A 26,483-nucleotide genomic window follows, 5' to 3' on the forward strand; every position below is an offset into this window, starting at 1 on the left:
TTCGAATATTTCTCGAAACAATTTACAATCGAATTTGTAATTTACTTTGTTTCGCATTTCTTCGCTGCGATGTTTCCAGCTTATTTCATTCATATTCACTTTGCAAATCCGGGTTGTTTTCCCGAAATTCACTTCGTAAACCGAATCCGCCCAGCACTATTGGAAGCTCTTCTTCATTTTGTGCTTCGCACATGAGGAATTGCTTCTCAGTGAAGGGGGTTTGTCACCACTCAGCGGCAGCGACTCAGAAGACATTACACGCTCCCCCGCGGCCGTGCAAATCGGCCTCGGAGGAGCGTGCAACGAACGCTTCCTGGTGCTAGATGCCCGATACCTGCACGGTGGCCAGGTGCTTTTTGCCCCTGCGCAACAGCAGGTACTTTCCGTGCAGCAGTTCGGATGCAGGAATCACAGCATCCGGATCCGACACTTTGGCGTTGTTCACGTAGGCACCGCCCTCGCCGACAACCCTTCGTGCAGCGGATTTGCTCTCCGACAATCCGGAGGCGACGAGCAGCTCGATGATGCCAAGGCCTGCTCCGTCCACTGAGGCGGACGGCAGCTCGGCCGTTGCGGCGGCCAGGGTCTGCTCGTCCAGCAAGGAGAGATCACCGTTGCCGAACACCGCGGCCGATGCTGCGATCACCTTCTCGGTGGCCTCAATGCCATGGACCAGGGATGTGACTTCGTAGGCAAGCTTCCGCTGGCCTTCACGCGCGAACGGACGTTCGGCTATGGACACGGCCAGCGCCTCGATCTCGGCCCGGGTCAGGAAAGTGAACACCTTCAGCCGGTTGACAACATCGGCATCGGCGGTGTTCAGCCAGAACTGGTAGAAGGTGTACGGGCTGACCATGGCGGAGTCCAGCCAGATGGCGTTGCCTTCGCTCTTGCCGAACTTGGTGCCGTCGGCGTTGGTGATGAGCGGGGTGCCGAGTGCGTGTACGGTTTTTCCCTCCACCTTGCGGATGAGCTCCGTGCCGCTGGTGAGGTTGCCCCATTGGTCCGACCCGCCGGTCTGCAGCATGCAGCCGTAGTCGCGGTACAGGTGGAGGTAGTCCATGCCCTGCAGGATCTGGTAGCTGAACTCCGTGTAGCTGATGCCCTCCTCGGAACTCAGGCGTGAGGCAACAGCGTCCTTGCGCAGCATGGTGCCCACCCGGTAGTGCTTCCCGATCTCGCGCAGGAAGTCGATGGCGCTCAGGGGCGCCGTCCAGTCCAGGTTGTTGACCATGTGCGCGGCATTGGGGCCCTCAAAGCTGAGGAACCTGCGGACCTGAGCCTGCAGGTAGCCCACCCACTCGGAAACTGTGTCCTTCGTGTTCAGGGTGCGTTCCGCCGTCGGACGCGGATCACCGATGAGACCGGTGGAGCCGCCCACGAGGCCCAGTGGTTTGTGGCCGGCCAGCTGCAGGCGCCTCATGAGGAGGAGCTGGACCAGGTTTCCCAGATGCAGGCTGGGGGCCGTGGGGTCGAACCCGCAGTAATACGTGACCGGATCCCCGGCGAGCAGCTTCTCCAGTTCCACCTCATCAGTGGAAACGTGGACGAGGCCGCGCCATTTGAGCTCCTGCCAGATGTTGGCGAAGCTGGGATCGTTCTGCTGGGATTCGAGGTCGTTTAGTTGTGGCACGCCTTCTAAGTTAGCAGGATCAGCGGCCCGGGGCGCTGGTTGCCAGGTGCCCCGGGCCGATCCCTGCGGGCTTAGCGTTCGATGCCGGCGGGAATCCCCGCAGCCGCGATGAGCCGCAGCCGCTGTGTGGGCCGGGTCATGGCCACATAGAGGTCCCCGACCCGGCCGTGTTCGTGATTCAGCATCATGGACGGTTCAAGGACAACGACGCCGTCGAATTCGAGCCCCTTGGCCTCCCTCGGGCTGATCACCACAACATCCTGTTCGTAGCTCCCGGCACCTGTGCCGAGGCGGTGGCCGTAGATGGCGCGCAACGCTGAGGTCGCCTCCTGCAGAAGGTCACCGTCGGCAATCACCGCGAGCAGGCCGCCGTCGATCGCGTCAAGTTCCTCAGGCAGCACCTCAACGAGCCGGCTGACCAGGTTGCCCGGTTCCACGCGGTCGATGATCGGCGACCACCGGCCCTCCCGGACCGCCTTCGGTGCGGACACGACGAGCCCGGCGGCGTTGGCCATCCGCGCAGCCGACTCGGCGATCTGCGACGGGGTCCGGTAGTTCACGGTGAGCTCTTCGAGCTGCCAACGGTCGCCGAACAAGGGTGCGAGGGCACCCTGCCATGACTTGGCTCCGGCGACGGAGCTGGTCTGGGCGATGTCGCCCACGATGGTGAAGGACTTCAGCGGGCAGCGCCGGACGAGGAGGCGCCACTGCATGGGCGAGAGTTCCTGCGCCTCGTCCACCACAATGTGGCCGAATGCCCAGGTGCGGTCACTCGTGGCCCGCTCGGCCGCGGTCAGCCGCGCCTCACGCTCCTGGTTTTGCTCAACGAGTTCCTCGGCGGACATCAGGGCATCGATGCCGGCCGTCTCCATGTTGACGAGCGTCTGCCGGGCGTTGGCCAGGTCGCGGGCACGGTCGTGCTCCTGCTGGGCAAGTCCGCGGCCCGCAGCGGGGTCGAGCTCGCCGAGGAGTTCGGCTGCCTCGTCGAGGAGGGGCACGTCTGCCTCGGTCCAAGGCGCGTCAGGGGCGCGGAGCAGGAGCTCACGTTCCCGCGGGGTGAGCTTTGGCGTGCAGGCTTCCAGCAGGGCGGGCTTGCTCAGCAGTTCACCGACCAGCTTTTCGGGTGTCATGGGCATCCAGCAGAGGTTCAGCGCAATGCGGACATCCCTGGCGGAGCGGACATCCTCGGCAAGATAGGACCGGTCTGCATTATTGCCAAGGTTGCCCGCTTCCACGAGTTCCGTGATCTGCTCCGTCAGTTCCCGCAAAAGGATCTTGACGAACGTGACACGTGCTTCGTTGTGAGGCTTGCCCGTGGAGCGTGCCCGCTCGCGGGCGCGGCGGACCTGCCGCGGGGTGAGGACCAGCTTTCGCCCGTCCACTTCGAGGATGCGGTTTTCGGCCGGGATGCGCTGCCGGTTGGCCACGGCGTTGGCAATGACGTCCGCCATGTCCAGCCGCCCCTTGATGGCGGCAACATCCGCCTCCGGCTCGGGGACGGCGTTGATGCCCGGCATGAGCCGGCCGACGCTGGCCATAACGACGCCGGTCTCGCCAAGCGACGGCAGCACCCGTTCGATGTACTTCATGAAGGACGACGACGGCCCTACGAGGAGGACGCCGGCTGTCTTGAGCCTGTCCCGGTGCGTATAGAGCAGGTAGGCCGCACGGTGCAGCGCGACCGCCGTCTTACCTGTTCCGGGTCCACCCTGGACCACGAGGGCACCGGAGATGGAGGAGCGGATGATGCGGTCCTGTTCGGACTGGATGGTGCCGACAATGTCCGACATCCGGCCGGTCCGCTTGGAGTTCAGGGCGGCGAGCAGGGCGCCTTCGCCCTGCAGTGAATCATTGTCCGCCAGCATGTCCGCGTCCAGGACGTCGTCTTCGATGGCCTTGACCTCGCGCCCCTGGAGGATCAGGTGCCTGCGCCGGCGCACGCCCTGGCGGTCGAAGGCCGTGGCCTGATAGAAGTGCCCTGCTTCGGGCGCACGCCAGTCCACCATGAGCCGCTGCAGGTCCTCGGTGGTCAGGCCGATGCGGCCGATGTACTGCGCCTCGCCGGAGTCGAGGTCCAGCCGGCCAAACACCAGGCGGTCGTCGACGGCGTCGAGCTGGGCCAGGCGGTCCTCGTAGAGGGCCGCGAAGGCGTCGCGCTCGGAAACGTTCTGCATGGTGCCCACGGCGCCGGCGCGGCGCACCTGCGCAAGCTGGGCGCGTTTTTCCTCGCGCAATTCATCAAGCCGTGCATACAGACCGGCTACATAGTCCCGTTCGTGGGCCAAATCGGCGTCGAGCATTAACGTTCCCCTATCGCAAAAGACAGACCGTCCATTCTACAACCATTTCGGTATCCATGGCGCCTGTTGAGCTGCATACAGCAGGTTATCTGAGGGCGCCCCGCTACGCGGTCACAGACGCAGCAGTGAGCGCACGCGGTGCCCGGCAAGGGCGGCGCGGCCGCGCAGCTCGCCGAGTTCCATGACGACGCCCACTCCGGAGACGTGGACGCCGCAGCGCTCGAAGAGCCGGACTGCTGCACTCAGTGTTCCGCCGGTGGCAAGGACATCGTCCAGGATCAGCACTCGGCTGCCGGCTGGCAGGTCCGTTGTGTGAAGCTCCAAAGTGGACGATCCGTATTCCAGGGCGTAGTCCTCGGAGTACACTTCGCGGGGCAGCTTGCCCGCCTTCCGCACGGTGATGACCCCGGTGCCCGTGGCGTAGGCGGCAGCGGCGGCGAGCAGGAATCCGCGCGCCTCCACGCCCGCCACGGCGTCGAACTGGCCCTTGAACGGCTCCACCAGGGCATTCACGACCGACCGCAGCGCCGGGCCATTGGCGAAGACCGGAGTCAGGTCCTTGAACATGATCCCCGGCTTCGGATAGTCCGGCACCGTGGCGCAAAGCCCGGTGATCAGCTCGTCGACGGGAACGGATTTCGGGGCCGGTGTCTGCTCGCTGTAATTCACCCGTCCAGCCTACGCGGGGGCGGGGCGCGCCTTCGCCGCCTTGTAGCGGGACACCGTGGGGTCCCCCGTCAGCCAGAAGCGCCACGGATAGTCGTGCGTGCCGCCGTGCCCTGCAACGCCCACCCGCGGACCCGTGCTGACGTGCGCGGCGGGTGCCGGCGGGAGGACCAAAGCGAACGGCGGGCTCAGGGCGTCCCTTCCGCTGTCTTCTGTGGTCAGCCCGAGCGCTGTGGCGAGCCGGGCCGGACCGCTGGCCAGGTCCTTGGCGGCTTTCGATGTGGGCCGCCGCGCGAGGGCCAGTTCCCGGCCCTCAACTATTTCGCCCGCGCGCAGCAGGACGGCGGAGGCGTGGCCGGCAGGCCCGCAGACGATATTGGCGCAGTGGTGCATGCCATACGTGAAATAAACGTAGAGATGGCCGGCCGGACCGAACATGGGGGCGTTCCTGCGGGTGGGGCCGCGGTAGGTATGGGAACCGGGGTCAGGGTGGAGGGAATCCACAGGGCCCATGTAGGCCTCCAGCTCGGTGATGCGGACGGCGACGGCGCCCTGCGCGCTCGTGTAGGTCAGGACGGCCCCAAGGAGCAGCGGGGCGATTTCCCGGGCATCGCCGGACAAGAACTGCCGCAGGGGTCCGCTGGTGGTCATGCTTCCGACTTTACCCACGGGTGCACCCGAGGATGCATCCCGAACTGGCCCGGTTTTGCGGCTCTTTTCGCAGCAGTGGCAGCCGGAGGCCAAAGCCGAGCGATCAAAGCTGGGCTGGTCCGGCACGGCACGCCGGGCGGAACGGCCATGTCCGATTTCCGCTAGCCGCGGCCTCCTGCAGGCTGACAGGATGGAGTCATGGACTTCTGGCAGCGCTACCGTGCCATCGACGCGCGGGATACCCGTTTCGACGGGCAGTTCTACACGGCGGTGCGGACCACGGGCATCTACTGCCGGCCCTCGTGCCCGGCGAGGACGCCCAAGCCGGAGAACGTGACGTTCTATGAAACGTCGGCTGCCGCCCATGAAGCCGGCTACCGTGCCTGCAAGCGCTGCCTGCCTGAGGCAGTGCCGGGAACCCCGGCCTGGAACATCCGCTCGGACGTTGCGGGGCGTGCCATGCGGCTCATCAACGACGGCGTGATCAACCGTGACGGCGTGGAAGGGCTGGCCGCACGCCTGGGATATTCGTCGCGGCAGTTGAATAGGATCCTGAGCCATGAGCTCGGCGCCGGTCCGCTCTCGCTGGCACGGGCCGGCAGGGCTCAGACTGCGCGCACGCTGCTGGTATCCACGTCCATGAAACTCGCCGACATCGCGTTCGCTGCCGGCTTCAGCAGCGTGCGCCAGTTCAACGAGACACTCGGCGAGGTGTTCGCTATGACGCCAACGGCGCTTCGCGCCACAGCGCACCATCATCCGCCGCCGGCGGCCAGCACGGCGCTCACCCTGAACCTGCCCTACCGGAAGCCCTTCGACCCTGGGATCTTCAGCTTCCTTGCCGTCCGCGCCATCCCCGGGATCGAGGTCGGAACGCCGACGTCGTACGGCCGATGCCTGCGGCTTCCGCACGGCGACGCCCGGTTCACCGTGGAGTACGGCGCTGATGCTCCCGGGCAGCCGCTGGTGCTCGCCATCGCTGCCGTGGACCTGCGTGATCTTCCGGCCCTGCTGAGCAGGGTGCGCCGCCTCTTCGACCTTGACGCCGACCCGGTGGCGATCGACGAGGCCCTCGCCGGAGATCCCCGGCTCTCCCGCGCGGTGGCCGCCACGCCGGGCATCCGGATGCCAGGCGCCCTCGATCCGCAGGAACTGCTCATCCGGGCCATGATCGGCCAGCAGATTACAGTGGCCGCGGCACGGACGGCGCTTACGCAGCTCTCCGCCGCGGGCAGTCCCAGCGCTGTACCGGGCGACGGGCTGGACAGGATGTTTCCCACCCCCGAGCAAATCGCAGCAACCGCCAGGGAACTGCTGCGCGGGCCACAACGCAGAATAGACTCACTGGTGGCAGCCGCAGCCTCACTGGCCTCCGATGAGCTGGAACTGGGCTACGGGGATGACCTGCCTGGACTGCGGTCGAAGCTTCTGCCGCTGGCGGGTGTCGGCCCGTGGACCGTGGGATATGTGGCGATGCGGGTCATCGGCGCCCCCGACATCTACCTGGCCAACGACGCCGCAGTCCGCAACGGGATCCGGGCGGTATCAGCCGGCAGGGCGTCCGACGGCAGAGTGTCAGCCGGCAGGGCGTCCGACGGGCTGGGCGCCGCACCTGCCGCTGCCCTGTCCTCCGACTTCTCCGAGGTCAGCCCGTGGCGGTCCTATGCCACCATGCACCTCTGGAGGGCCGCGGCGGCAGCCCCGAAGAGCAGCACGCCAGGCACCAGCACCCCGAAGGCCACCGTCACCGCAACCACCGCCGCAAGGGCACTGACATGAAGGCACAGAACATGAACGTTGAACACACGGGCACGGCCATCACGGCGCAGCTGCTCACCATGCCCACTCCGGACGGCCCCTTTACGATCATCGCCCGGGACGGAGTGGTGCTGGCGTCCGGCTGGACTGCGGATGCCGACGAACTCACCGGCCAGATCCATCCGGAGCTGCTGCCGGTTGCCTTCGAGACCGTGGACGGCCTCGGTGCCATTTCCGCGGCCGTGGAGGCTTTCTATGCCGGCAACCCGGTGCCGGCCATGAGCGTGCCCGTACTCCAGAAGTCGGGTCCCTTCCGGGCCCATGCCTGGGATGTCCTGAGAACTGTCCAACCCGGAGCACCCGTAACCTACACCGAGTATGCGGAGCTGTCCGGCAACGCCAAGGCGGTGCGCGCCGCGGCCAGCGCCTGCGCCTTCAATGCCGCGGCGCTGTTCGTGCCGTGCCACCGCGTGGTCCGCACCGACGGTACGCTGGGTGGTTTCCGGTGGGGGCTGCGGATCAAGGAAAGCCTGCTGGCCCGCGAAAAAGACGCCGAAAAAGACGCCTTGAAGGCGGGCTGACGGCGGCTACTTGGTCTGGGGCGTGCTGGTTTGGGGCACGTTGGTCTGGGGTACGCCGGACGGCCACGGAAGCAGCTCCGGCAGGTCAACATCGTCGGCCGCTGCGGAGGCACGCAGGCTGCCCAGGGACGGTTCACGTCCCGCGAGCCAGGCGGCGATATCCGTGACCATTCCGCTGATGACTGTGGAGCGCCCGCCGGCGCCGATCGTCACCGGAGGCAGGCCCAGCGGCTGGAGCAGGAACCTTTGCCCGTCCGGCACCCGGGCGGACAGAAAGTCGAACAGGTGCCCGCAGAATTGCCTGCTCCAGGTTTCCGGCCCGCGTCCCGTGCCGAGATCAGAGCCATGGATGACGAGTTCGCGCCACAGGGCGAGCCCGCCGTCGAGCACTACTCCCCCGCGGTACGAGATGGGCACCTGCCAGCCGGCCGCATCCAGGGCGTCAAATGCACGCAGGGCACGGTCCAGGGCGGCATCCAGGTCAGCACGGTGCTCGTCCAGGCTGTGGCCGGCGGACATCTCGATGGCTTTGGTGCGGCCTTCGTAGCCGCCGTCGTACAGCTCCACGGACTCCCCGCGGGAGGCATACTCCAGCTGCCGGGCCATTGCATTGGCGATGCCGGCGATGTGCGCCAGGACATGTCCCCGCGTCCAGCCTGGCAGTTCAGAAGGCGCCGGGACGTCACCGGCGGTGAGGCGTGCCGCCTGGGAGGCGACGCCGTCGGCCGCTTTGTGCAGTTCCGTAAGCACCGTGTCAGGTGTGATTGCGCTCATGCCGCCATAGTAGCGGAGCCGTTAAATGCAGCGAGAGGGCACTTCACGGTAGTGTCCGCAAGGAACACTGCCGCGAAGTGCCCTCTCGGCGAGCAAACTACCCTGCGTACTCGCGTACGCCGGCAAGCTCCGCTTCCAGCGCAGCCAGCTGGCGTTCGACGGCGGCCGGCGCGGTGCCGCCCTGGGAGTTGCGGCTGTTGAGCGAACCCTCGGTGCTGAGGACCGTGCGGACCTCGGGCGTCAGGTGCGCGGAAATGGCAGCGTACTCCTCATCCGTCAGGTCCCAGAGCTCGACGTCGCGGCTTTCGGCCTGTTTCACAGCGGCACCCGAGAGTTCGTGCGCCTCACGGAACGGAACGCCCTGGCGGACGAGCCATTCGGCGATGTCCGTGGCCAGCGCGAAGCCCTGCGGCGCCAGCGATTCCATCCGCTCGGTGTTGAACTTCAGGGTGGCGATCATGCCCGAGACCGCCGGGAGCAGGAGCTCCAGGGTGTCCGCGGCGTCGAACACCGGTTCCTTGTCCTCCTGCAGGTCGCGGTTGTACGCCAGCGGCAGGCCCTTCAGGGTGGCAAGCAGACCGGTCAGGTTGCCGATCAGTCGTCCGGCCTTGCCGCGGGCAAGTTCCGCCACGTCCGGGTTCTTCTTCTGCGGCATGATGGACGATCCGGTGGAGTAGGAGTCGTGCAGCGTGACGAAGGAGAACTCCTTCGTGGCCCACAGGATGACTTCCTCCGACACACGGGACAGGTCCACACCGATCATGGAGCATACCCAGGCGAACTCGGCGAAGACGTCGCGGGAGGCGGTGCCGTCGATCGAGTTGTGGACTGCCGAGAAGAACCCGAGGTCGGCCGCGACGGCCTCCGGGTCCAGGCCCAGCGAGGACCCGGCGAGGGCGCCGGAACCGTAAGGCGAGACGCCGGCGCGCTTGTCCCAGTCCTGCAGCCGCTGCACATCGCGCAGCAGCGCCCAGGCGTGGGCCAGCAGGTGATGGCTCAGCAGTACGGGCTGGGCGTGCTGCAGGTGGGTGCGGCCCGGCATGGCCACGCCGGAGTGGGCCTTGGCCTGCTCCACGAGCGCGTCGATGGTGGCCAGCACTCCGCGGGCGATGATCCGGGCGTGGTCGCGCAGGAACATCCGGCCGAGCGTGGCCACCTGGTCGTTGCGCGAACGTCCGGCGCGGAGCTTGCCGCCCAGCTGCGTGCCGGCGCGTTCGATCAGTCCGCGTTCCAGCGATCCGTGCACGTCCTCGTCGGATTCCGCCGGCAGGTAGGCACCGGAGGCAACGTCCTCGTCCAGCTGCTTGAGGGCCGACAGCATGCCCTCGAGCTCGGCGTCGTCCAGCAGCCCGGCCTTGTGCAGCACGCGGGCGTGGGCGGTGGAGCCGGCGATGTCGTAGCGGGCCAGCCGCCAGTCAAAGTGCGTGGACTTGCTCAGCGCCGCCAGGGCGTCCGCGGGGCCGCCGGCGAACCGGCCGCCCCACAGTGCTCCCTCGTTTGTCCCCGAACGCGCCCCAACCTCGCTGCGCTCGGCAGGGGTCCCCTGCGTCCGTGGGCCCATCCCGGTCACTTCCCCGCGACGCGGATGTCGCGGCCGGAGGCAACCTTGGCGGACATGCCCCACAGCTCGATGAAGCCGCGCGCCATCGACTGGTCGAAAGTGTCGCCGGTGTCGTAGGTGGCGAGGTCGAAGTCGTACAGCGAGGTCTCGGAGCGGCGTCCGTTGACGATCGCCTGGCCGCCGTGCAGCACCATGCGGATGTCGCCGGAGACATACTTCTGGGTGTCTTCGATGAAAGCGTCCAGGGAGCGCTTAAGCGGGGAGAACCACTGGCCGTCGTAGACCAGTTCGGCCCAGCGCTGGCCAACGGTGGCCTTGAAGCGGGCCTGCTCGCGCTCGATGGTGATGTCCTCAAGGTGCTTGTGCGCGGTGATCAGCGCCATCGCGCCCGGAGCTTCGTAGATTTCGCGGGACTTGATGCCCACGAGGCGGTCCTCGACGACGTCGATGCGGCCCACGCCCTGGGCGCCGGCGCGGCGGTTGAGTTCCTTGATGGCCTGCAGCGGGGTGACCCTGGCGCCGTCGATGGCTACCGGAATGCCGGCTTCGAAGGAGATGGTGACTTCATCAGGTGCCGGCGGGAACTCCGGAGTGGCGGTGTAGTCATAGATGTCCTTGGTGGGGGCGTTCCAGATGTCCTCGAGGTAACCGGTCTCGACGGCCCGTCCCCAGACGTTCTGGTCGATCGAGTACGGGTTCTTCTTGGTGGTCTCGATCGGCAGTCCCTTTTCCTCGGCGAAGGCGATGGCCTTGTCGCGGGTCAGGGCGAGGTCGCGGACCGGAGCGATGCACTTCAGGTCCGGGCCGAGGGTCTGGATGCCCACTTCGAAGCGGACCTGGTCGTTGCCCTTGCCGGTGCAGCCGTGGGCCACGGTGGTGGCGCCGAATTCGCGGGCGGCCTTGACGAGGTGCTTGACGATCACCGGGCGGGAAATGGCGGACACCAGGGGGTAGTGGCCCTGGTAGAGCGCGTTGGCCTTCAGGGTGGGCATGGCGTATTCGTTGGCGAATTCGTCGCTTGCGTCGGCCACGTAGGCCTCCACGGCGCCGCAGCCCAGGGCGCGCTGGCGGATGGTCTCCAGGGATTCGCCGCCCTGTCCGACGTCGACCGCCACGGCGATGACCTCGGCGCCGGTGGCTTCACCGATCCAGCCGATGGCTACGGAAGTATCGAGGCCACCGGAGTAGGCCAGAACAATACGTTCAGTCACGTCAAATGCTCCTTAGTTGGTTGGTTGAACTGTTTGTCTGGTGAAAAGCCTGTCACACCGCTGTGCCAAGCCAAATTTTTGAAAGGTACTGTCCCGGCTTACTGGCCGGCTTCCTCCGCGAGCTGCAAGAACCGTGCGGCGAGTTCCGGCCCGCCCTGCGGATCGCGGGCCACCAGCAGCACGGTGTCGTCTCCCGCGATGGTGCCGAGGACGGACGGCATGACCGAATGGTCTATCGCGAGGGCCAGGAAGTTCGCCGCCCCGGGGGGTGTGCGGAGCACGGCGATGTTGGCGGACGCCTCGGCAGTGACCAGGAGTTCGCCGCACAGCCGGGCGAGCCGCGCGTCGAGGATTTCCTGGCTGACCCCGCTCTTCGCTGCCCGTTCGCCGCCCTCGCCGGGGACAGCGTAGACCAGCACGCCTTCCTTCCCGCGGACCCGGACAGCCCCGAGCTCCACGAGGTCACGGGACAGTGTGGCCTGGGTGACCTGCACGCCGTCGTCCGCGAGCAGGGCTGCAAGCTCTGCCTGGGACCGCACCGACTCGCCCGTCAGGATCGCGGTGATCCGCGCCTGCCGGGCCGTCTTGGTGGCCGGGCTCGCGCCCGGCGCGGGTGGCTGGACAGACAACTAGGCCTGCCCTGCCACCGGCGGCAGTCCGTCAACAACGGCCAGTCCGGACCGGTGCATGAGCCAGGCCATCAGCGCTTTCTGGGCGTGCAGGCGGTTTTCCGCTTCATCCCAGACAATCGACTGCGGGCCGTCGATGACGGCAGCCGAGATCTCGTAGCCGCGGTACGCGGGGAGGCAATGAAGTACGACGGCGTCTTCCGCCGCCAGTGCCATGGCGCCCTCGTCGACGGAGTACTCGCGGAACAGCTGGAGCCTGGCCTCCTTTTCGGCCTCCTGCCCCATCGAAACCCACGTGTCGGTGGCGACGACGTCGGCGCCCTTAAGCGCTTCCGCGGCGTCCGTGGTGACGAGCACAGAGCCGCCCGTCTCTGCTGCCCGCTCTTCCGCTGCCGCGACAATGTCCGCCGCCGGCAGGTAGCCGTCAGGACCGGCGATGCGCACGTGCATCCCCGCGGTGACGCCGGCCAGCAGGTAGGAGTTGGCCATGTTGTTGGCCGCGTCTCCCAGGTAGGCCATGGTGAGCCCCTTGAGTTCGCCCTTGTGTTCCTTGACGGCCAGCAGGTCAGCCAGCAGCTGGCAGGGGTGGTAGTCATCGCACAGCGCATTGATGACCGGGACCTTGGAGTTCTCCGCCATGGCGACGAGGCCCGAGTGGGCGCCCGTGCGCCACACGATGGTGGAGACCATGCGCTCCAGTACCTTGGCCGTGTCCTCCACGGATTCCTTGTGGCCGATCTGTGCCTCACCCGGGTTGATGATCAGGGCGTTGCCGCCCATGTCCGCCACGCCGGCGGCGAACGAGACCCGGGTACGGGTGGACGTCTTGTCGAAGATGACGGCAACCGTCTTACGGCCGCTGCCTTCCCCTGCGAATGGCTGGACGCTGTAGGGCTCCGCCTTCATGCGGACGGCCAGCTCGAGGACCTCAGCCTGCTCGGCCGGGCTGAGGTCGGTGTCCTTGAGGAAGTGGCGGGTGATGGCTTTGGGAGTAGCTTCTGAAGTCACTGTGCGTCCTTTGCGGTTTGCAGGATGACGGGAAGGGCGGCCAGGAAACGGTCCGCCTGCTCCTCCGTAAGGATCAGGGGAGGGGCGAGCCTGATGGTGCGCGGGCCCGGGCTGTTGATGATGAACCCGGCGTCGAGGCCGGCGGTCACTGCCGCGGGTGCCACGTCCGCATCCAGGTCGAAGCCGATCAGCAGCCCCTCCCCGCGGACCTCCGTGACACCGTCGACGGCGGCCAGGGCGGTCCGGATGTGCTCCCCCACCGCCCGGACGTTGCCCAGCACCTGCTGGCTTTCAATGGCGTGCAGGGTGGCCAAGGCCGCAGCCGTGGCCACGGGGTTTCCGCCAAACGTGGTGCCGTGCTGGCCGGCGGACAGGAGCGACGACGTTTCCTCGCCGAAGGTGAGGAGCGCTCCGATGGGGAAGCCGCCGCCGAGTCCCTTGGCCAGGGTGACGGCGTCGGGAACAATTCCGGCATCCTCGCTCGCGAGCCACTTTCCGGTGCGGCCGATGCCTGTCTGGACCTCGTCCAGGATCAGCAGGGCACCTGCCTGTGACGTGAACTCGCGTGCGGCTTTCAGGTACCCGGCCGGCAGGGGCCGGACTCCGGCCTCGCCCTGGATGGGTTCCAGGAAGACCGCGGCCACGGTGTCGTCCACGGCGTCGCGGAGCGCTTCGATATCGTCGAATGGGATGTGCTCCACACCGCCGGGCATCGGCTCGAAGGGTGCCCTGTAGGCTTCCTTCGCCGTCAGGGCCAGCGCGCCCATGGTCCGGCCGTGGAAGGCGCCCTCGAGCGCGATGATCCGGGTCCTGGGCCTGCCGCCGGAGCCGGCGGAATTCCGGCGTGCCAGCTTGAACGCGGCCTCGTTAGCCTCGGTTCCGGAATTGGTGAAGAACACCTTCGAGCCGGCCGGCGCCTTGCTCAGCGCGAGGAGCTTCTCGGCCAGGGCGATCTGCGTGGGGCTGGTGAAAAAGTTGGAGACATGCCCCAGCGTGGCCAGCTGGCTGGCGATCACCGAGGTCACGAACGGATGGGCGTGCCCCAGGGCGTTGACAGCGATGCCGCCGAGCAGGTCCAGGTACTCTTTGCCGTCAGCATCCCAGACGAGGCAGCCTGCCCCGCGGACGAGGACGCGCTGCGGGGTGCCGAACACTCCCATCAGCGAGGACGAGTAGCGGGCCAGCCAGTCGGCCCCGCTGGAATGTCCGGCTATGGCGTCAGCGGGCGTTTCCGCGAGTTCAGCTTCTGTGGGGTTCATGCGTTCGTCTCCTCGTCCGGGACCACCTGCGTGCCGATCCCCGCCGTCGTAAATGTCTCCAGCAGCATGGAGTGCGCGAGGCGCCCGTCCACGATGTGCGCCCGTTCCACGCCGCCCTCGACGGCCTTCAGGCAGGCCTCCATCTTGGGGATCATGCCGGATTCCAGCGAGGGCAGCAGGTCGCGGAGTTCGGACGCCGTCAGGGACGAAATCAGCGACGAGCGGTCCGGCCAGTTCGCGAAGAGGCCCTCGACATCGGTCAGGATGACCAGTTTGGAGGCGCCAAGGGCTTCGGCCAGCGCGGCTGCCGCGGTGTCCGCGTTGACGTTCAGGACCTGCCCGGTGGTCTGGCCGCGCTGTCCTCCGTCTGCCGTGCCGTCCCGGGTAATTTCCGGGGCAACCGTTGAGATCACCGGGATGCGGCCCGCGGCCAGGATGTCCACGATGCCTTCGGGGTTGACCCCCACCACTTCGCCCACCAAGCCAAGGTCCACCTCTTCGCCGTCCACCACGGTTCCCGTGCGGACCGCGCGCAGCAGGCCGCCGTCTTCACCGGACATGCCCACCGCGTATGGCCCGTGGGAGTTGATGAGGCCCACGAGTTCGCGGCCCACCTGGCCGGTGAGGACCATGCGCACCACATCCATCGCTTCGGGGGTGGTCACGCGCAGCCCTCCCTTGAACTCGGACTCGATGCCCAGCCGGCTGAGCATGGCGTTGATCTGCGGGCCGCCGCCGTGCACCACGACAGGGTGGATGCCCACGTGGTGCAGGAAGACGACGTCTTCGGCGAAGGCGCGGCGCAGTTCATCGTTGACCATGGCGTTGCCGCCGTATTTGATCACCATGGTGGTTCCGGCGAAGCGCTGGATCCAGGGCAGTGCTTCGATCAGCGTGCCGGCCTTGCCTTGGGCGTCACGCATGGACGTGGTCTCGCGGGTCTTGGTGTTCATGCTGCCGTTTCTCCAGGAGGGCTGGTGGATCTAGCTTGAGTACGCGCTGTTCTCGTGCACGTAGTCGTGGGTGAGGTCATTGGTCCAGATGGTGGCTTCGGCGCTGCCGGCCTGCAGGTCGATCTCCACGTGCACTTCGCGCGGATCGAGGTCCACCAGCTTGCGGTCCTGGCCGATGCTGCCGTTCTGGCAGATCTGGATGCCGTTCATGGAGACGTTCAGGGCGTCTGGATCAAAGACGGCGTCCGTGGTTCCGACGGCGGACAGGACACGGCCCCAGTTCGGGTCCTTGCCGAAGATGGCCGCCTTGAAGAGATTGGACCGGGCCACGGCCCGGCTGACGGTTTCGGCATCGCGTTCGCTGGCGGCGTTGAACGTCCGGATGGCAATGTCGTGGCTGGCGCCCTCAGCGTCACCGATCAGCTTGCGGGCAAGTTCGGCGCACACCTGGGTGAGCCCCTCGCCGAAGGTCGCGGGGGACGGCACGGCACCGGAGGCCCCCGACGCCAGCAGCACCACGGTGTCGTTGGTGGACATGCAGCCGTCGGAGTCCGCCCGGTCAAAGGTGACGCGGGTGACGTCGCGGAGGACGAGGTCGAGCATTTCGGCCGGGACGTCGGCATCCGTGGTGAGGACGACCAGCATGGTGGCCAGCCCGGGCGCGAGCATGCCGGCGCCCTTGGCGATGCCGCCGATGGTGAACCCGTTGCCTTCCGCGTCCGCTCCGCTGAAGACTGCCTGCTTGGGCACCGTGTCCGTCGTCATAATGGCCGCTGCGGCCTCCGAACCGCCGTCCTCAGTGAGGGCCGCGGCAGCGGCGTCGATCCCTGGGACGATCTTGTCCATGGGCAGCTGCTCGCCGATCAGGCCGGTGGAGCAGACAAAAACGTCGGTGGCGGAAATACCGAGGACCTCGGCCGTTTTCTCGGCCGTGGTGTGCGTGTTCTGGAAGCCCTGCGGCCCGGTGCAGGCGTTGGCTCCGCCCGAGTTCAGGATGACGGCGTCCACGCGGCCGTCAGACACAACTTGGCGCGACCAGTGAACGGGCGCGGCAGCCACACGGTTCGACGTGAAAACGGCTGCCGCCGCCTTGGAGGGGCCGTCGTTGACCACAAGGGCAAGGTCCGGGTTTCCGGAGGCCTTGAGGCCTGCCTTCACGCCGGCGGCGCGGAATCCCTGGGGCACGGTAACGGTCACGGGGCAACTCCCTGCAGGTTGAGGCCGGCGGTTTCCGCCAGGCCGAGGGCAATGTTCATGGACTGCACGGCGCCGCCCGCGGTCCCCTTGGTCAGGTTGTCGATGGCACAGGTGACGATGACACGTCCGGCGTGCGCGTCGAAGGCGAGCTGCATGGCCGCGTGGTTGGACCCCTGCACGGATTTTGTGGAGGGCCACTGGCCTTCCGGAAGCAGGTGAACGAACGGCTCGTCGTCGTACGCCTCGGTCCATGCGCTGCGGAGCTCATCGGCCCCGACGCCGGGCTTGACCCTGGCGGTGGCGGTGGTCAGGATGCCGCGGCTCATGGGCGCCAGCGTGGGAGTGAAGGACACGGTCACGGCCTCTCCCCCGGCGTTGGACAGTCCCTGCTCGATTTCCGGAGTGTGGCGGTGGCCGCCGCCGACTCCATAGGGGCTCATGGATCCCATGACCTCGGCACCGATCAGGTTGACCTTGGCGGCCTTGCCGGCACCCGAGGTGCCGGAGGCGGCGACGATGACGACGTCGTCCCCCTGGAGCAGCCCGGCGGCGAAACCGGGCGTGAGTGCCAGCAGGGCCGACGTCGGGTAGCAGCCGGGGACGGCGATCCGCGTGGCGCCCTTCAGCTTCTCCCGCTGGCCCGGCAGCTCGGGCAGGCCGTAGGGCCAGGTTCCGGCGTGTGCGGAGCCGTAGAACTTCTCCCACGCAGCGGCGTCTTCCAGGCGGTGATCTGCTCCGGCGTCAATCACCACCGTGCCTTCAGGCAGCTGGGCGGCGATCTCCGCGGACGCCCCGTGCGGCAGGGCGAGGAAGACGACGTCGTGCCCGGACAGGTTCTCCACCGTGGTGTCCTCAAGAATGCGGCTGGACAGGCCATGGAGATGCGGCTGCAGTTCGCCTAGTCTGGAACCGGCGTTGCTGTGCGCCGTGATGGCACCGATGGTGACGTCAGGGTGACCGGACAGAAGGCGGAGCACTTCGCCGCCGGCATAACCGCTCGCGCCGGAGACGGCAACAGAAATAGTCATGCCAACGACTATACAGCAAGAGTATGCATAGATCCCGATATTTATGCATCGATCTCCTGCGCTCCTGCAGAACCGCCCCACCCGGCCTCGCGACGGCGCAGAACTCGGCGCCGAACTCCCGCGCAGGACGGTGCGCGGGAGACTGTACACGAGGTGCGGGAGCGTATGCTTGGCGGAGGGTGATCCAGTCCGCGCGGCCGAATGTCGGCTACAGCGTTGCCCGTAAACAGTTACGAGGCATACCCTTCATGACGCCCACCATCACGTCCGAGCGTCCACGCCCGCAGATCACCAAGCCCAGCAGAGTTCGCCAAGCCAACGCCGTAACTCAGAGCTATTCCGAGCTGCTCAAGTCCGTGCGTGCGGCAGGTCTCCTGGAAAGGCGCCAAGGCTTCTACATCACCGTTTTCTCCAGCCTGGTCGTCCTGATGACAGCCACCTGGTTCGGCTTCGCGCTGATCGGGCAAAGCTGGTTCCAGCTGCTGATCGCCGCAGCGCTCGGCATTATCTGCACCCAGCTGAGCTTCCTGGCCCACGAAGCGGGCCACCGCCAGATTTTCGCCTCCCGGCGGGCCAACGACTGGTCGGCGCGGCTGATTGCCACCTCAGTGGCGGGCATCAGCTATTCCTGGTGGGCGCAGAAACACGGCGCCCACCACAACCACCCGAACGTCATCTCCAAGGACCCGGACATCGCTCCCGGCGCCATCGTTTTCCACACCGAAGCCGCGGCGAAACGGCAGGGACGGTTGTCCTTCCTCACGCGTAAACAGGGCTGGTTTTTCTTTCCGCTGCTGTTCCTCGTGGGCTTGGGCCTGCAGATCGATTCAATCCGCTTCATCTTCCAGCGCGCCAAGGTCAACCACCGCTGGGTGGAACTGCCGATCCTGCTGGCGCGGCTCAGCATCCTTCCGGTCCTTGCCTTCTCGTTCCTGCCGCTTGGCATGGCCTTCGCCTTCATCGGCGTGCAGCTCGCCGTCTTCGGCTTCTACATGGGAGCCTCCTTCGCGCCCAACCACAAAGGCATGCCGGTCCTTCCGGCAGACAGCCGCGTGGACTTCCTGAGCCGGCAGGTCCTTACCTCCCGCAACATTTCAGGTGGCCGCTTCATGGATATCCTGCTCGGCGGACTTAACCGCCAGGTGGAGCACCACCTGTTCCCCGACATGGCGCGTCCCCAGCTTCATAAGGCGACGGCGATCGTGCGCCAGTACTGCGACACCCACGGCATTCCCTTCACCGAGACAACGCTCACGGCCTCCTACGGCATCATCGTCCGCTACCTCAACGACGTCGGCCTCTCCGCCGGGCGCCACTTTGAATGCCCCATGGCGACGGTCACCCGGCGCTACTGACGAACAGGCATCACACCCTGGTCAGCTGTTCCTTCCCCGCGCCGCAACCGTCCATCGGCCTGCCGGTGCCCCCTGGTGGACGACGGCCACCTCCTCCACCAGGTTCATGGTGAGGCACACATGGTTGGGGATCACCCTGAGCACATCTCCGCGGCCAGGCAGCGGGAGCCCCGGAGGCCATTCCACCGTGGCGTGGTGTTCTGACAGCGCCGTGATTCTGGCATCCGGATGGTCAAGCAGCCTGCCGTAGCCACTGGCCCAGGCCGGACGGTCGCTGCCCAGGACCTTGCTGCCGGCATCGATGATGAAGCGTCCGGGTTCGCCCGGCCCCGTCCGGTGGTGGCTGACCACCGTGCTGGCCACCGTCAGCGCGATGTCCCCGGTGCCGCAGCGCCCGAGCTCGAGCTGCTGGGCGTCACCGAACACGTAGACGCCGGGGCGCAATTCTGTTGCTGCCGTCTCGCCTTCGAGCAGGGCAGTGGGCGTGGACCCGCCGCTGATGGTTCGTACGGGGAAGCCCGCGTCCGCGAGACCGTCGGCCCCTCGGCGCAGCGCCTCACCCTCCTGCCGGACCGCTGCCGGCGGCATCCCCGGGGCGTAGCTGTGGCCGGGAAACGTGAAGACGCCGGCGACGTCCAGCCCGGCATCGGCGGCCGCGCGGGCAACCGCGGGGGCGTCGTCCGGGTGGACTCCGCTGCGGTGGTGTCCACTGTCGAGCTCCACCAGGACCGCAATCCTGCCGGCGTCGGCTCCGAGGTTTTGCCCCATGAACGATGCGCTTTCCGCTGAGTCCACTCCCACCGTGATGCTGCTGGACTCCGCGAGGGTGCGCAGCCTTTTCGCGTGGGGTGCTGTCACCCACAGCGGGTAGGCGATGAAGATGTCGCGGACCCCGGCCTTGGCGAAGACTTCCGCTTCACCGATGGTCGCGACGGTCAGCCCGACCGCCCCGGCCGCGAGTTGCCGCTCCGCTATTTCCAGAACCTTGTGGGTCTTGGCGTGCGGGCGGAGCCGCAGTCCGCGGGCCGTCGTGGCGGACGCCATCCGGGCGATGTTCCGGTCCAGGACGTCGACGTCGATCATCACTTCCGGGGTGATGGTGCCGGGAGGGATCACAGCCGTGACGGGGACGTGTTGGTTCTCGTGTCCCCGGGCGTTGACGGTACTCATGTATTCCCCTTCGTGACGGCGGCCCTTCCTCATGTTATGGGCTGTACCGACGGGCTCGGGTCACCGGGGATGCCAGGCCGCGGGAACACATGCGGCTGCCGTCCGGCTTCGTCTCACGCGCCGCCCTCCTTAGGATGGACTGAGCATCCGGCAGCCGGAAGTCCCGGCCCGGGAAAGGAGAGATTCCATGACGCACGCCATCGTCGCCCAGCAGCCGGGCGGACCGGAGGTCCTGGACTTCACGGAGATTGACCGCCCCGTTCCCGGCCCCGGCCAGCTGCTCATCAAGGTAGCGGCAACCGGCGTGAACTTCATTGACACGTACCAGCGCGGCGGCATGTACCAGGTTCCCTTCCCCTTCACTCCGGGGTCTGAAGCGGCCGGCACCGTTGAGGAAGTCGGCGAGGGCGTCGAGGACTTCGCGGTCGGCAGCCGGGTGGCCACGGCAGAGGGGTCGAAATGCTACGCCGGCTACACGGTACTGGATGCGGCCAAGGCCCTTCCTGTGCCGGACGGCGTCGACGACCTCACAGCTGCAGCGCTGCCGCTCCAGGGCATGACGGCCCATTACCTCATCAATTCCTCCTTCAGGGTGGAGCCGGGCCACACGGTGCTGACGCACGCGGGCGCCGGCGGGGTAGGCCTGCTGCTGACCCAGTTGCTTAAGGAACGGGGCGCACGGGTCATCACCACAGTTTCCTCCGATGCCAAGGAGGAACTCGCCCGCGAGGCCGGTGCCGACCATGTGCTGCGGTACGAGGGCTTCCCCCGCCACATCCGCGAATTGACCGGAGGGAAAGGTGTGGACGTGGTGTACGACGGCGTGGGCAGGAACACCTTTGACGGTTCGCTCTCCTGCCTGCGCACCCGGGGAACGCTGGTCCTTTTCGGTGCCGCCTCGGGTGCTGTTCCGCCGGTGGACCCCCAGCGCCTGAACTCCGGCGGATCGTTGACTCTGACCCGTCCTTCACTGGGGCATTTCCTGCTCAACGCACAGGAGCGCCACTGGCGATCGGGTGAGATTTTCGCCGCCGCGGCGAACGGGCACCTCAAGGTCCGCGTCGGCGGCACCTATCCCCTGGCCGAAGCCCGGCGCGCCCACGAGGACCTCGAAGGGCGGCGCACCACAGGCAAGGTACTGCTCGTTCCCTGAGTCCAGGGCAATCCCGCCATGTGAACATCCGGTAAAGCGCGCTACCTTTTGTTCATCTTGGCGGGAGAGAATCCCCCAGTGAATGAGCAACTCCCGGAGACCAACCGAACCGCAAGCCTTGGAGCGCGCGGGACCGCGGCCGCCGTAGTCCACGCTGCCCAGCTGCCGGGTTCGCGGTCAGCCCCTCCGGAGCGGACACTGGTGGACATACTGCAGGAGACTGCGGCCCGGTACCCGGACGCGTCGGCGCTGGATGACGGCCGGCAGTCCCTAAGTTACGCGCAGCTAATGGCGGCGGTCCGCGCCGAGGGCCGCCGTCTACATGCGGCAGGCCTGGGCGCCGGTGACAGGATCGGCGTCAGGATCCCCTCCGGAACCAACGAGCTCTACATATCAATCCTCGCCGTCATGATGATCGGGGCGGCCTACGTTCCGGTCGACGCCGACGACCCGGACGAACGCGCCAAGCTCGTGTTCAGTGAGGCGGGCGTCGCCGGCATCCTGCGCGCCAAAGGCGACATTGTCACCGACAAGGAGCGCCCGCGCCCCTTTCCGGCGCCCCGGCCGGCGACCCCCGACGACGACGCTTGGGTGATCTTCACCTCAGGTTCCACGGGCACACCCAAGGGTGTGGCGGTCAACCACCGGTCAGCGGCCGCCTTCGTCGACGCCGAGGCGAGGATCTTCCTGCGCCAAGATCCCATCGGCCCCCAGGACCGCGTCCTTGCAGGCCTTTCCGTGGCCTTCGACGCCTCGTGCGAGGAAATGTGGCTGGCGTGGCGCCACGGAGCATGCCTGGTGCCGGCTCCGCGTGCACTGGTCCGGACCGGGATGGATCTGGGGCCGTGGCTGATCAGCCACGGCATCACGGTGGTGTCCACGGTGCCCACTCTCGCGGCGCTCTGGCCCGCCGAGGCCCTTGAAAACGTCCGGCTGCTGATCTTCGGCGGGGAGGCGTGCCCGCCGGAACTGGCTGAACGGCTCGCGGTGGAGGGCCGCGAGGTCTGGAACACCTACGGGCCAACCGAAGCGACAGTGGTCGCCTGCGCGGCTCCCCTGGGAGGCACCGGCCCGGTCCGGATCGGGCTGCCCCTCGATGGCTGGGACCTCGCCGTGGTCGGTTCCGACGACGTTCCCGTCGCCGAGGGCGGAATCGGTGAACTGATCATCGGAGGCGTGGGCCTGGCCCGCTACCTCGACCCGCTCAAGGACGCAGAAAAGTACGCCCCCATGCCGGCGCTGGGGTGGGACCGGGCCTACCGCTCCGGCGACCTGGTCCGCTACGAACGCGAGGGGCTGATCTTCATCGGACGCGCCGATGAACAGGTCAAGCTGGGTGGCCGCAGGATCGAACTCGGTGAAATCGACGCCGCACTCCAGTCGCTGCCAGGTGTGGCGGGCGCGGCTGCCGCGGTACGCACGACGGCGGCGGGCAACCAGGTCCTGGTCGGTTACCTCGCCCCCGCCGGCGGTTCCGACCCGGATCTGGCGGCCGCCCGGGAGCTGCTGCTCGCCACGCTCCCCGCTGCGCTGATTCCGCTGCTGACCGTTGTCAGCAGCCTGCCCACGAAAACCAGCGGCAAAGTGGACAGGCATGCGCTGCCCTGGCCGCTGCCCGGAGCCGGCGCCGCAGACGCGGACGCCGCCCCGCTCAACCTGCCCGACGACGCCCAGTGGATCGTGGAGCAGTGGGCGGCAGTTCTGGGAAGCAGCGTGGCAAACCTCGACGCGGACTTCTTCGCCCACGCCGGCGGCTCACTGGCCGCAGCCCAGCTCGTGTCGGCCCTCCGCGTCCGCTATCCCACGATCACGGTGGCGGACATCTACGCCACTCCCCGTGTTGGCGCCCTCATCGACACCGCCCGCCAGTCACTGCCGGACGGCATTGCTGCCGGTCCGGCACCGGTGCGGCCGGTGCGGCCCACCGCCCGCAAGTCGCAGGTGTTCCAGACCCTGATGGGAGCCCCGCTGCACATTCTCGTGGGAATGCGCTGGCTGACGTACCTCATGGCAGCGAACAACCTGCTGGCTGCATTTGCAGGTTTTACGGCGGCTCCCGTGCTCTCCTGGTGGTGGATCGCGGCGTCCTGGCTGGTTTTCGTCAGCCCGCCGGGTCGGATGGCCATCTCGGTCGCTGCGGCCCGCCTGCTGCTGCGCGACGTTGTCCCCGGCACGTACCCGAGGTCCGGACGCGTGCATCTGCGGCTCTGGCTGGCCGAGCAGATCCAGGACCTCTCCAGCGCCATCAGCCTTGCCAGCGCACCGTGGGTTCCTTACTACGCCCGGGCGCTCGGGGCCAAGATCGGGAGCAACGTCCACCTGCATTCACTGCCGCCCGTGACGGGTTTCCTGTCGCTCGGCAACGGCAGCAATGTCGAGCCCGAGGTGGACCTATCCGGCTGGTGGATTGACGGCGACCGGGTACACATCGGCCAGATTCACGTCGGCGCAGGTGCATCGGTCGGTGCCCGGAGCACGCTCATGCCCGGGGCGAGCATCGGTGCCGGCGGGCAGGTTGAGCCAGGCTCCGCTGTGCTCGGCAAAGTCAAAGCCGGCCAGCTGGTGGCGGGATCTCCCGCTGAACGCCGGGGCAAGGCCAAGCAGGACTGGCCGGATTCCACGCCGTCTGGCACCCTCATGGGCAGGCTGTGGTTTGCCGCCTTTGCCGGCGCCTCGGCGGTCCTGGCCATGATTCCGTATCTCTCGGCGCTTGCGGCAGCGCTGGTCGTGTTTCTCTTCATCAGGGGAAACGAGTCCCTGGCCGGCGCCTGGCCCCAGCTCCTGGCGTCGCTGCCACTGGCGGCCCTGACGTGGTTCATGGCCAATCTGCTGCTGGTCCTGGCGGTCACGAGGCTGCTGGGGACAGGCCTCGCGGAGGGCCACTACCGGGTGCGCAGCCGCATCGGCTGGCAGGTGTGGGCCACGGAGCGGGTCCTGGACATGGCCCGGGACCTGCTCTTCCCCATCTACGCGAGCCTGTTCACGCCGGTCTGGCTGAGGCTGCTGGGCGCCAAGGTGGGCAAGAACGTTGAGGCGTCCACGGTCCTGCTGCTCCCCAAGATGACGACCGTGGGCGAAGGGGCCTTCCTTGCGGACGACACCATGGTGGCATCCTACGAACTGGCTGGCGGCTGGATACACATCGCCCCCGCCAAGATCGGCAAGCGCTCGTTTCTGGGCAACTCGGGGATGACCGCCGCGGGGCGCAACGTACCCAAGAACTCACTCGTGGCGGTGCTTTCGGCGACGCCGAGCAAGGCAAAGTCGGGAACGTCGTGGCTCGGCAGCCCTCCCGTCAGGCTTAGGCGCACGGCCATTGCGTCGGACAACACGCGGACCTACCGGCCGCCTGCCAGGTTGAAGGCGGCAAGGATGCTGTGGGAGCTGTGCCGCTTCGTCCCGGTCATGTTGACGGTGGCCTTGGCGGTAGGCGTGATGGCCATCTTCGATTGGCTGGCAGCCCAGCTGGGCTATGCGGCCACGGCAGCGCTCGGAGGACTGGTGCTCATGGTCGTCGGGGGCATTGCGGCAGGAAGCGCCGTGGCGGCCAAATGGATCCTGGTCGGACGGATCAAGCCGGGGGAACATCCGCTGTGGAGCTCGTTCATTTGGCGCAACGAGGTGGTGGACACTTTCATCGAGATGGTCAGCGCCCCGTGGTTCGCACGGGCAGCCACCGGCACCCCGGCCCTCGTCTGGTGGTTGCGTGCCCTCGGCGCAAAGATTGGCCGCGGAACGTGGTGTGAGAGTTACTGGCTTCCCGAGGCAGATCTCGTGACCCTGGGCCACAGCTCGACGGTTAATCGCGGCTGCGTCGTGCAGACGCACCTCTTCCACGACCGCATCATGAGCATCGACGCTGTTACGCTCGAAGACGGCGCCACCATGGGACCGCACGGTGTCATCTTGCCACAGGCACGGATCGGCGACGGCGGAACTGTGGGCCCGGCATCACTGGTGATGCGCGGGGAGACCGTCCCGGCCGCAACGTACTGGATGGGCAACCCCGTGACTCCCTGGACGGGGCCGGGGGTTCCCGCGCGGCGCCTGAAGTAGTTGCCCGCAGGAATACCGCACGACCGTCCGACTAGCTTGATTGAGGCATCCGCCTGATGAGTTCTCCAGAATCCCCCGGCCCGGCCGCCGTACTGCCCGCGGCAGGGTCCGGCACCACCGATCCTTACGTCTCGGGGCACGGCACCGATGCCTACCGCGTCCTGCGCTACGAGCTGGAGCTTGATTACAGGCTTGCCAGCAACCGCCTGACGGGCCGCGCGGTGGTGCTGGCCGTGGCTGACCGCCGCATCTCGGCTGTGGTGCTGGACATGACGGGTCTCCGCGCCCTGAAAATCGCTTTGAACGGATCCCGGGTCCGGAAGTTTTCGCAGCGTGCCGAGCAGCTCGTGGTTCACTGCGATGCCCTAAATCCCGGCGAAGAATTCACACTGGACATCCGCTACGCCGGCAACCCGGAACCACGCAATGGCCTGTGGGGCGAAGTGGGGTGGGAGGAACTGACGGACGGGGTGCTGGTCGCCGGCCAGCCCAACGGGGCTCCGTCATGGTTTCCGTGCAATGACCACCCCCGGAACAAGGCAAGCTACCGTATTTCCGTCACCACGGATGCGGGCTACCGGGCTGTGTGCAACGGCTTGCTGGTGGGCCACTTCACGAGGTCCAGCCGGCAGACCTGGGTCTATGAACAGACGGAGCCCATGGCCACGTACCTGGCAACGGTGCAGATCGGCAGGTATGAGCTGCTGGCCCTGCCGGCGGCTGCAGGCGTGGCACAGTTCGTCGCCGTGCCGGCCCCGCTGGCCGGTTCCGCCCGCACCGGACTGGCACGCCAGCCGGACATGATGCGCACCTTCGTTGGCTGCTTTGGGCCATACCCCTTCCCGGAGTACACCGTGGTGGTCGCCGACGACGATCTCGAAATTCCCCTCGAAGCCCAGTCCCTGTCCATCCTCGGCCGCAACCACCTGGACCCCGGGTGGGAGTCACAGCGGCTCATTGCGCACGAACTGGCCCACCAGTGGTTCGGGAATTCGCTGACGCTCAGCTCGTGGAGTGATATCTGGCTCCACGAGGGCTTTGCCTGCTATGCCGAATGGATCTGGTCCGAGGAGGCCGGCATCATGCCCGTCCAGGAGCGGGCCGCAGCGGCATGGCGAAAACTTGAGGCCGGCATCCAGGACATCCTCGTGGGAGATCCTGGCCCCGAACTCATGTTCGACGACCGGGTGTACAAGCGCGGTGCGCTGGCCCTGCATGCCCTCCGCCGGCGATGCGGTGACCTGGCGTTCTTCGCCGTGCTGCACGAATGGACCAGGGGCATGCGCCACGGTTCGGTCACCACGGCTGAGTTCATCCTGACAGCCGACCGGGTCACAGGGCTGGACTCCGAGTCCGTGCTGCATCCCTGGCTGTACGAGGAATCGCTTCCGCCGCTGCCCGGCGCATAAGGCCTGACGTTCCGGGGAGACGCGAAAGACCACGCCGGAGGGCGTGGTCTTTCGCGTTGTTCCCTGGCCGATGCTCAGGCGACCCATCTCCTGCCTTGCACAGGATGGCTGGCTAACGCAGGACGGCTGGC

General features: G+C 67.2%; 21 protein-coding genes. 7 read left to right on the plus strand and 14 right to left on the minus strand.

Going from position 1 to position 26,483, the window contains the following annotated elements:
• Window positions 1-195 (plus strand): hypothetical protein (locus tag AC6CH3_RS22505; protein ID WP_498134543.1); only part of this gene is annotated, 195 nt, incomplete at its 5' end.
• 124 nt (window positions 196-319) lie between these two features.
• Here AC6CH3_RS22505 and tyrS read toward each other — a convergent pair.
• The 4 genes from tyrS to AC6CH3_RS22525 form a co-directional block, all read right to left on the minus strand.
• Window positions 320-1,633, minus strand: coding sequence for a tyrosine--tRNA ligase (tyrS, locus tag AC6CH3_RS22510; protein ID WP_498134544.1), 1,314 nt, complete (start codon window positions 1,631-1,633; stop codon window positions 320-322).
• Between the two features lie 71 nt (window positions 1,634-1,704).
• Complete coding sequence (locus tag AC6CH3_RS22515; protein WP_498134545.1) at window positions 1,705-3,933, minus strand: HelD family protein; 2,229 nt, start codon at window positions 3,931-3,933, stop codon at window positions 1,705-1,707.
• A gap of 111 nt (window positions 3,934-4,044) precedes the next feature.
• Window positions 4,045-4,602: an adenine phosphoribosyltransferase gene (locus AC6CH3_RS22520; protein ID WP_498134546.1), complete on the minus strand. Its 558-nt coding sequence runs from the start codon at window positions 4,600-4,602 to the stop codon at window positions 4,045-4,047.
• A gap of 9 nt (window positions 4,603-4,611) precedes the next feature.
• Window positions 4,612-5,250, minus strand: a complete 639-nt coding sequence (locus AC6CH3_RS22525; protein WP_498134547.1) for a DNA-3-methyladenine glycosylase — start codon at window positions 5,248-5,250, stop codon at window positions 4,612-4,614.
• Between the two features lie 198 nt (window positions 5,251-5,448).
• On the opposite strand from AC6CH3_RS22525, the gene AC6CH3_RS22530 reads away from it, so the two are divergent.
• Window positions 5,449-7,029 (plus strand): DNA-3-methyladenine glycosylase 2 family protein, encoded by a 1,581-nt coding sequence (locus tag AC6CH3_RS22530; protein WP_498134548.1) that lies wholly within the window; start codon window positions 5,449-5,451, stop codon window positions 7,027-7,029.
• Between the two features lie 38 nt (window positions 7,030-7,067).
• Entirely contained in the window at window positions 7,068-7,589 is a 522-nt protein-coding gene (locus tag AC6CH3_RS22535; protein WP_498134560.1) for a methylated-DNA--[protein]-cysteine S-methyltransferase, read from the plus strand.
• A 6-nt stretch (window positions 7,590-7,595) separates the two neighbouring features.
• On the opposite strand, the gene AC6CH3_RS22540 is transcribed toward AC6CH3_RS22535, so the two are convergent.
• The 9 genes from AC6CH3_RS22540 to argC all read right to left on the minus strand — a co-directional run bounded on the left by AC6CH3_RS22540 (window position 7,596) and on the right by argC (window position 17,209).
• Window positions 7,596-8,363, minus strand: coding sequence for a maleylpyruvate isomerase family mycothiol-dependent enzyme (locus AC6CH3_RS22540; RefSeq protein ID WP_498134549.1), 768 nt, complete (start codon window positions 8,361-8,363; stop codon window positions 7,596-7,598).
• 97 nt (window positions 8,364-8,460) lie between these two features.
• Window positions 8,461-9,924: an argininosuccinate lyase gene (gene argH / locus AC6CH3_RS22545; protein ID WP_498134550.1), complete on the minus strand. Its 1,464-nt coding sequence runs from the start codon at window positions 9,922-9,924 to the stop codon at window positions 8,461-8,463.
• Window positions 9,925-9,929: 5 nt separating this feature from the next.
• Window positions 9,930-11,135, minus strand: coding sequence for an argininosuccinate synthase (locus tag AC6CH3_RS22550; protein WP_498134551.1), 1,206 nt, complete (start codon window positions 11,133-11,135; stop codon window positions 9,930-9,932).
• Between the two features lie 98 nt (window positions 11,136-11,233).
• Window positions 11,234-11,764: an arginine repressor gene (locus tag AC6CH3_RS22555; RefSeq protein WP_400577731.1), complete on the minus strand. Its 531-nt coding sequence runs from the start codon at window positions 11,762-11,764 to the stop codon at window positions 11,234-11,236.
• A complete protein-coding gene (argF, locus tag AC6CH3_RS22560; protein WP_498134552.1) occupies window positions 11,765-12,772 on the minus strand; it encodes an ornithine carbamoyltransferase in 1,008 nt (335 codons plus the stop codon).
• Entirely contained in the window at window positions 12,769-14,031 is a 1,263-nt protein-coding gene (locus AC6CH3_RS22565; RefSeq protein WP_498134553.1) for an acetylornithine transaminase, read from the minus strand. The genes argF and AC6CH3_RS22565 overlap by 4 nt, the downstream gene beginning before the upstream one ends.
• Window positions 14,028-14,984 carry an acetylglutamate kinase gene (gene argB / locus AC6CH3_RS22570; RefSeq protein ID WP_400577734.1) on the minus strand — a complete coding sequence of 319 codons (957 nt, stop codon included), beginning with the start codon at window positions 14,982-14,984 and terminating at the stop codon, window positions 14,028-14,030. The genes AC6CH3_RS22565 and argB overlap by 4 nt, the downstream gene beginning before the upstream one ends.
• Window positions 14,985-15,014: 30 nt before the next feature.
• Window positions 15,015-16,181 carry a bifunctional glutamate N-acetyltransferase/amino-acid acetyltransferase ArgJ gene (gene argJ / locus AC6CH3_RS22575; protein WP_498134554.1) on the minus strand — a complete coding sequence of 389 codons (1,167 nt, stop codon included), beginning with the start codon at window positions 16,179-16,181 and terminating at the stop codon, window positions 15,015-15,017.
• Window positions 16,178-17,209, minus strand: a complete 1,032-nt coding sequence (gene argC, locus AC6CH3_RS22580; RefSeq protein ID WP_498134555.1) for an N-acetyl-gamma-glutamyl-phosphate reductase — start codon at window positions 17,207-17,209, stop codon at window positions 16,178-16,180. Before argC ends, argJ begins: the two co-directional genes overlap by 4 nt.
• Before the next feature lie 248 nt (window positions 17,210-17,457).
• On the opposite strand from argC, the gene AC6CH3_RS22585 reads away from it, so the two are divergent.
• The gene (locus AC6CH3_RS22585; protein WP_498134556.1) at window positions 17,458-18,564 is read left to right on the plus strand and encodes a fatty acid desaturase family protein; all 1,107 of its coding nucleotides are present in this window, start codon (window positions 17,458-17,460) and stop codon (window positions 18,562-18,564) included.
• A 21-nt stretch (window positions 18,565-18,585) separates the two neighbouring features.
• On the opposite strand, the gene AC6CH3_RS22590 is transcribed toward AC6CH3_RS22585, so the two are convergent.
• Window positions 18,586-19,734 carry an alanine racemase gene (locus AC6CH3_RS22590; RefSeq protein WP_498134557.1) on the minus strand — a complete coding sequence of 383 codons (1,149 nt, stop codon included), beginning with the start codon at window positions 19,732-19,734 and terminating at the stop codon, window positions 18,586-18,588.
• Window positions 19,735-19,921: 187 nt separating this feature from the next.
• Here AC6CH3_RS22590 and AC6CH3_RS22595 point away from each other — a divergent pair, with 187 nt between their 5' ends.
• The 3 genes from AC6CH3_RS22595 to AC6CH3_RS22605 all read left to right on the plus strand — a co-directional run bounded on the left by AC6CH3_RS22595 (window position 19,922) and on the right by AC6CH3_RS22605 (window position 26,352).
• Window positions 19,922-20,887 (plus strand): quinone oxidoreductase family protein, encoded by a 966-nt coding sequence (locus AC6CH3_RS22595; RefSeq protein WP_498134558.1) that lies wholly within the window; start codon window positions 19,922-19,924, stop codon window positions 20,885-20,887.
• Window positions 20,888-21,049: 162 nt separating this feature from the next.
• A complete protein-coding gene (locus AC6CH3_RS22600) occupies window positions 21,050-24,943 on the plus strand; it encodes a Pls/PosA family non-ribosomal peptide synthetase (protein WP_498134561.1) in 3,894 nt (1,297 codons plus the stop codon).
• A 56-nt stretch (window positions 24,944-24,999) separates the two neighbouring features.
• Window positions 25,000-26,352 (plus strand): M1 family metallopeptidase, encoded by a 1,353-nt coding sequence (locus AC6CH3_RS22605; protein WP_498134559.1) that lies wholly within the window; start codon window positions 25,000-25,002, stop codon window positions 26,350-26,352.
• Window positions 26,353-26,483 lie beyond the last annotated feature (131 nt).

It is taken from the genome of Arthrobacter sp. GQ119, from assembly GCF_059759125.1.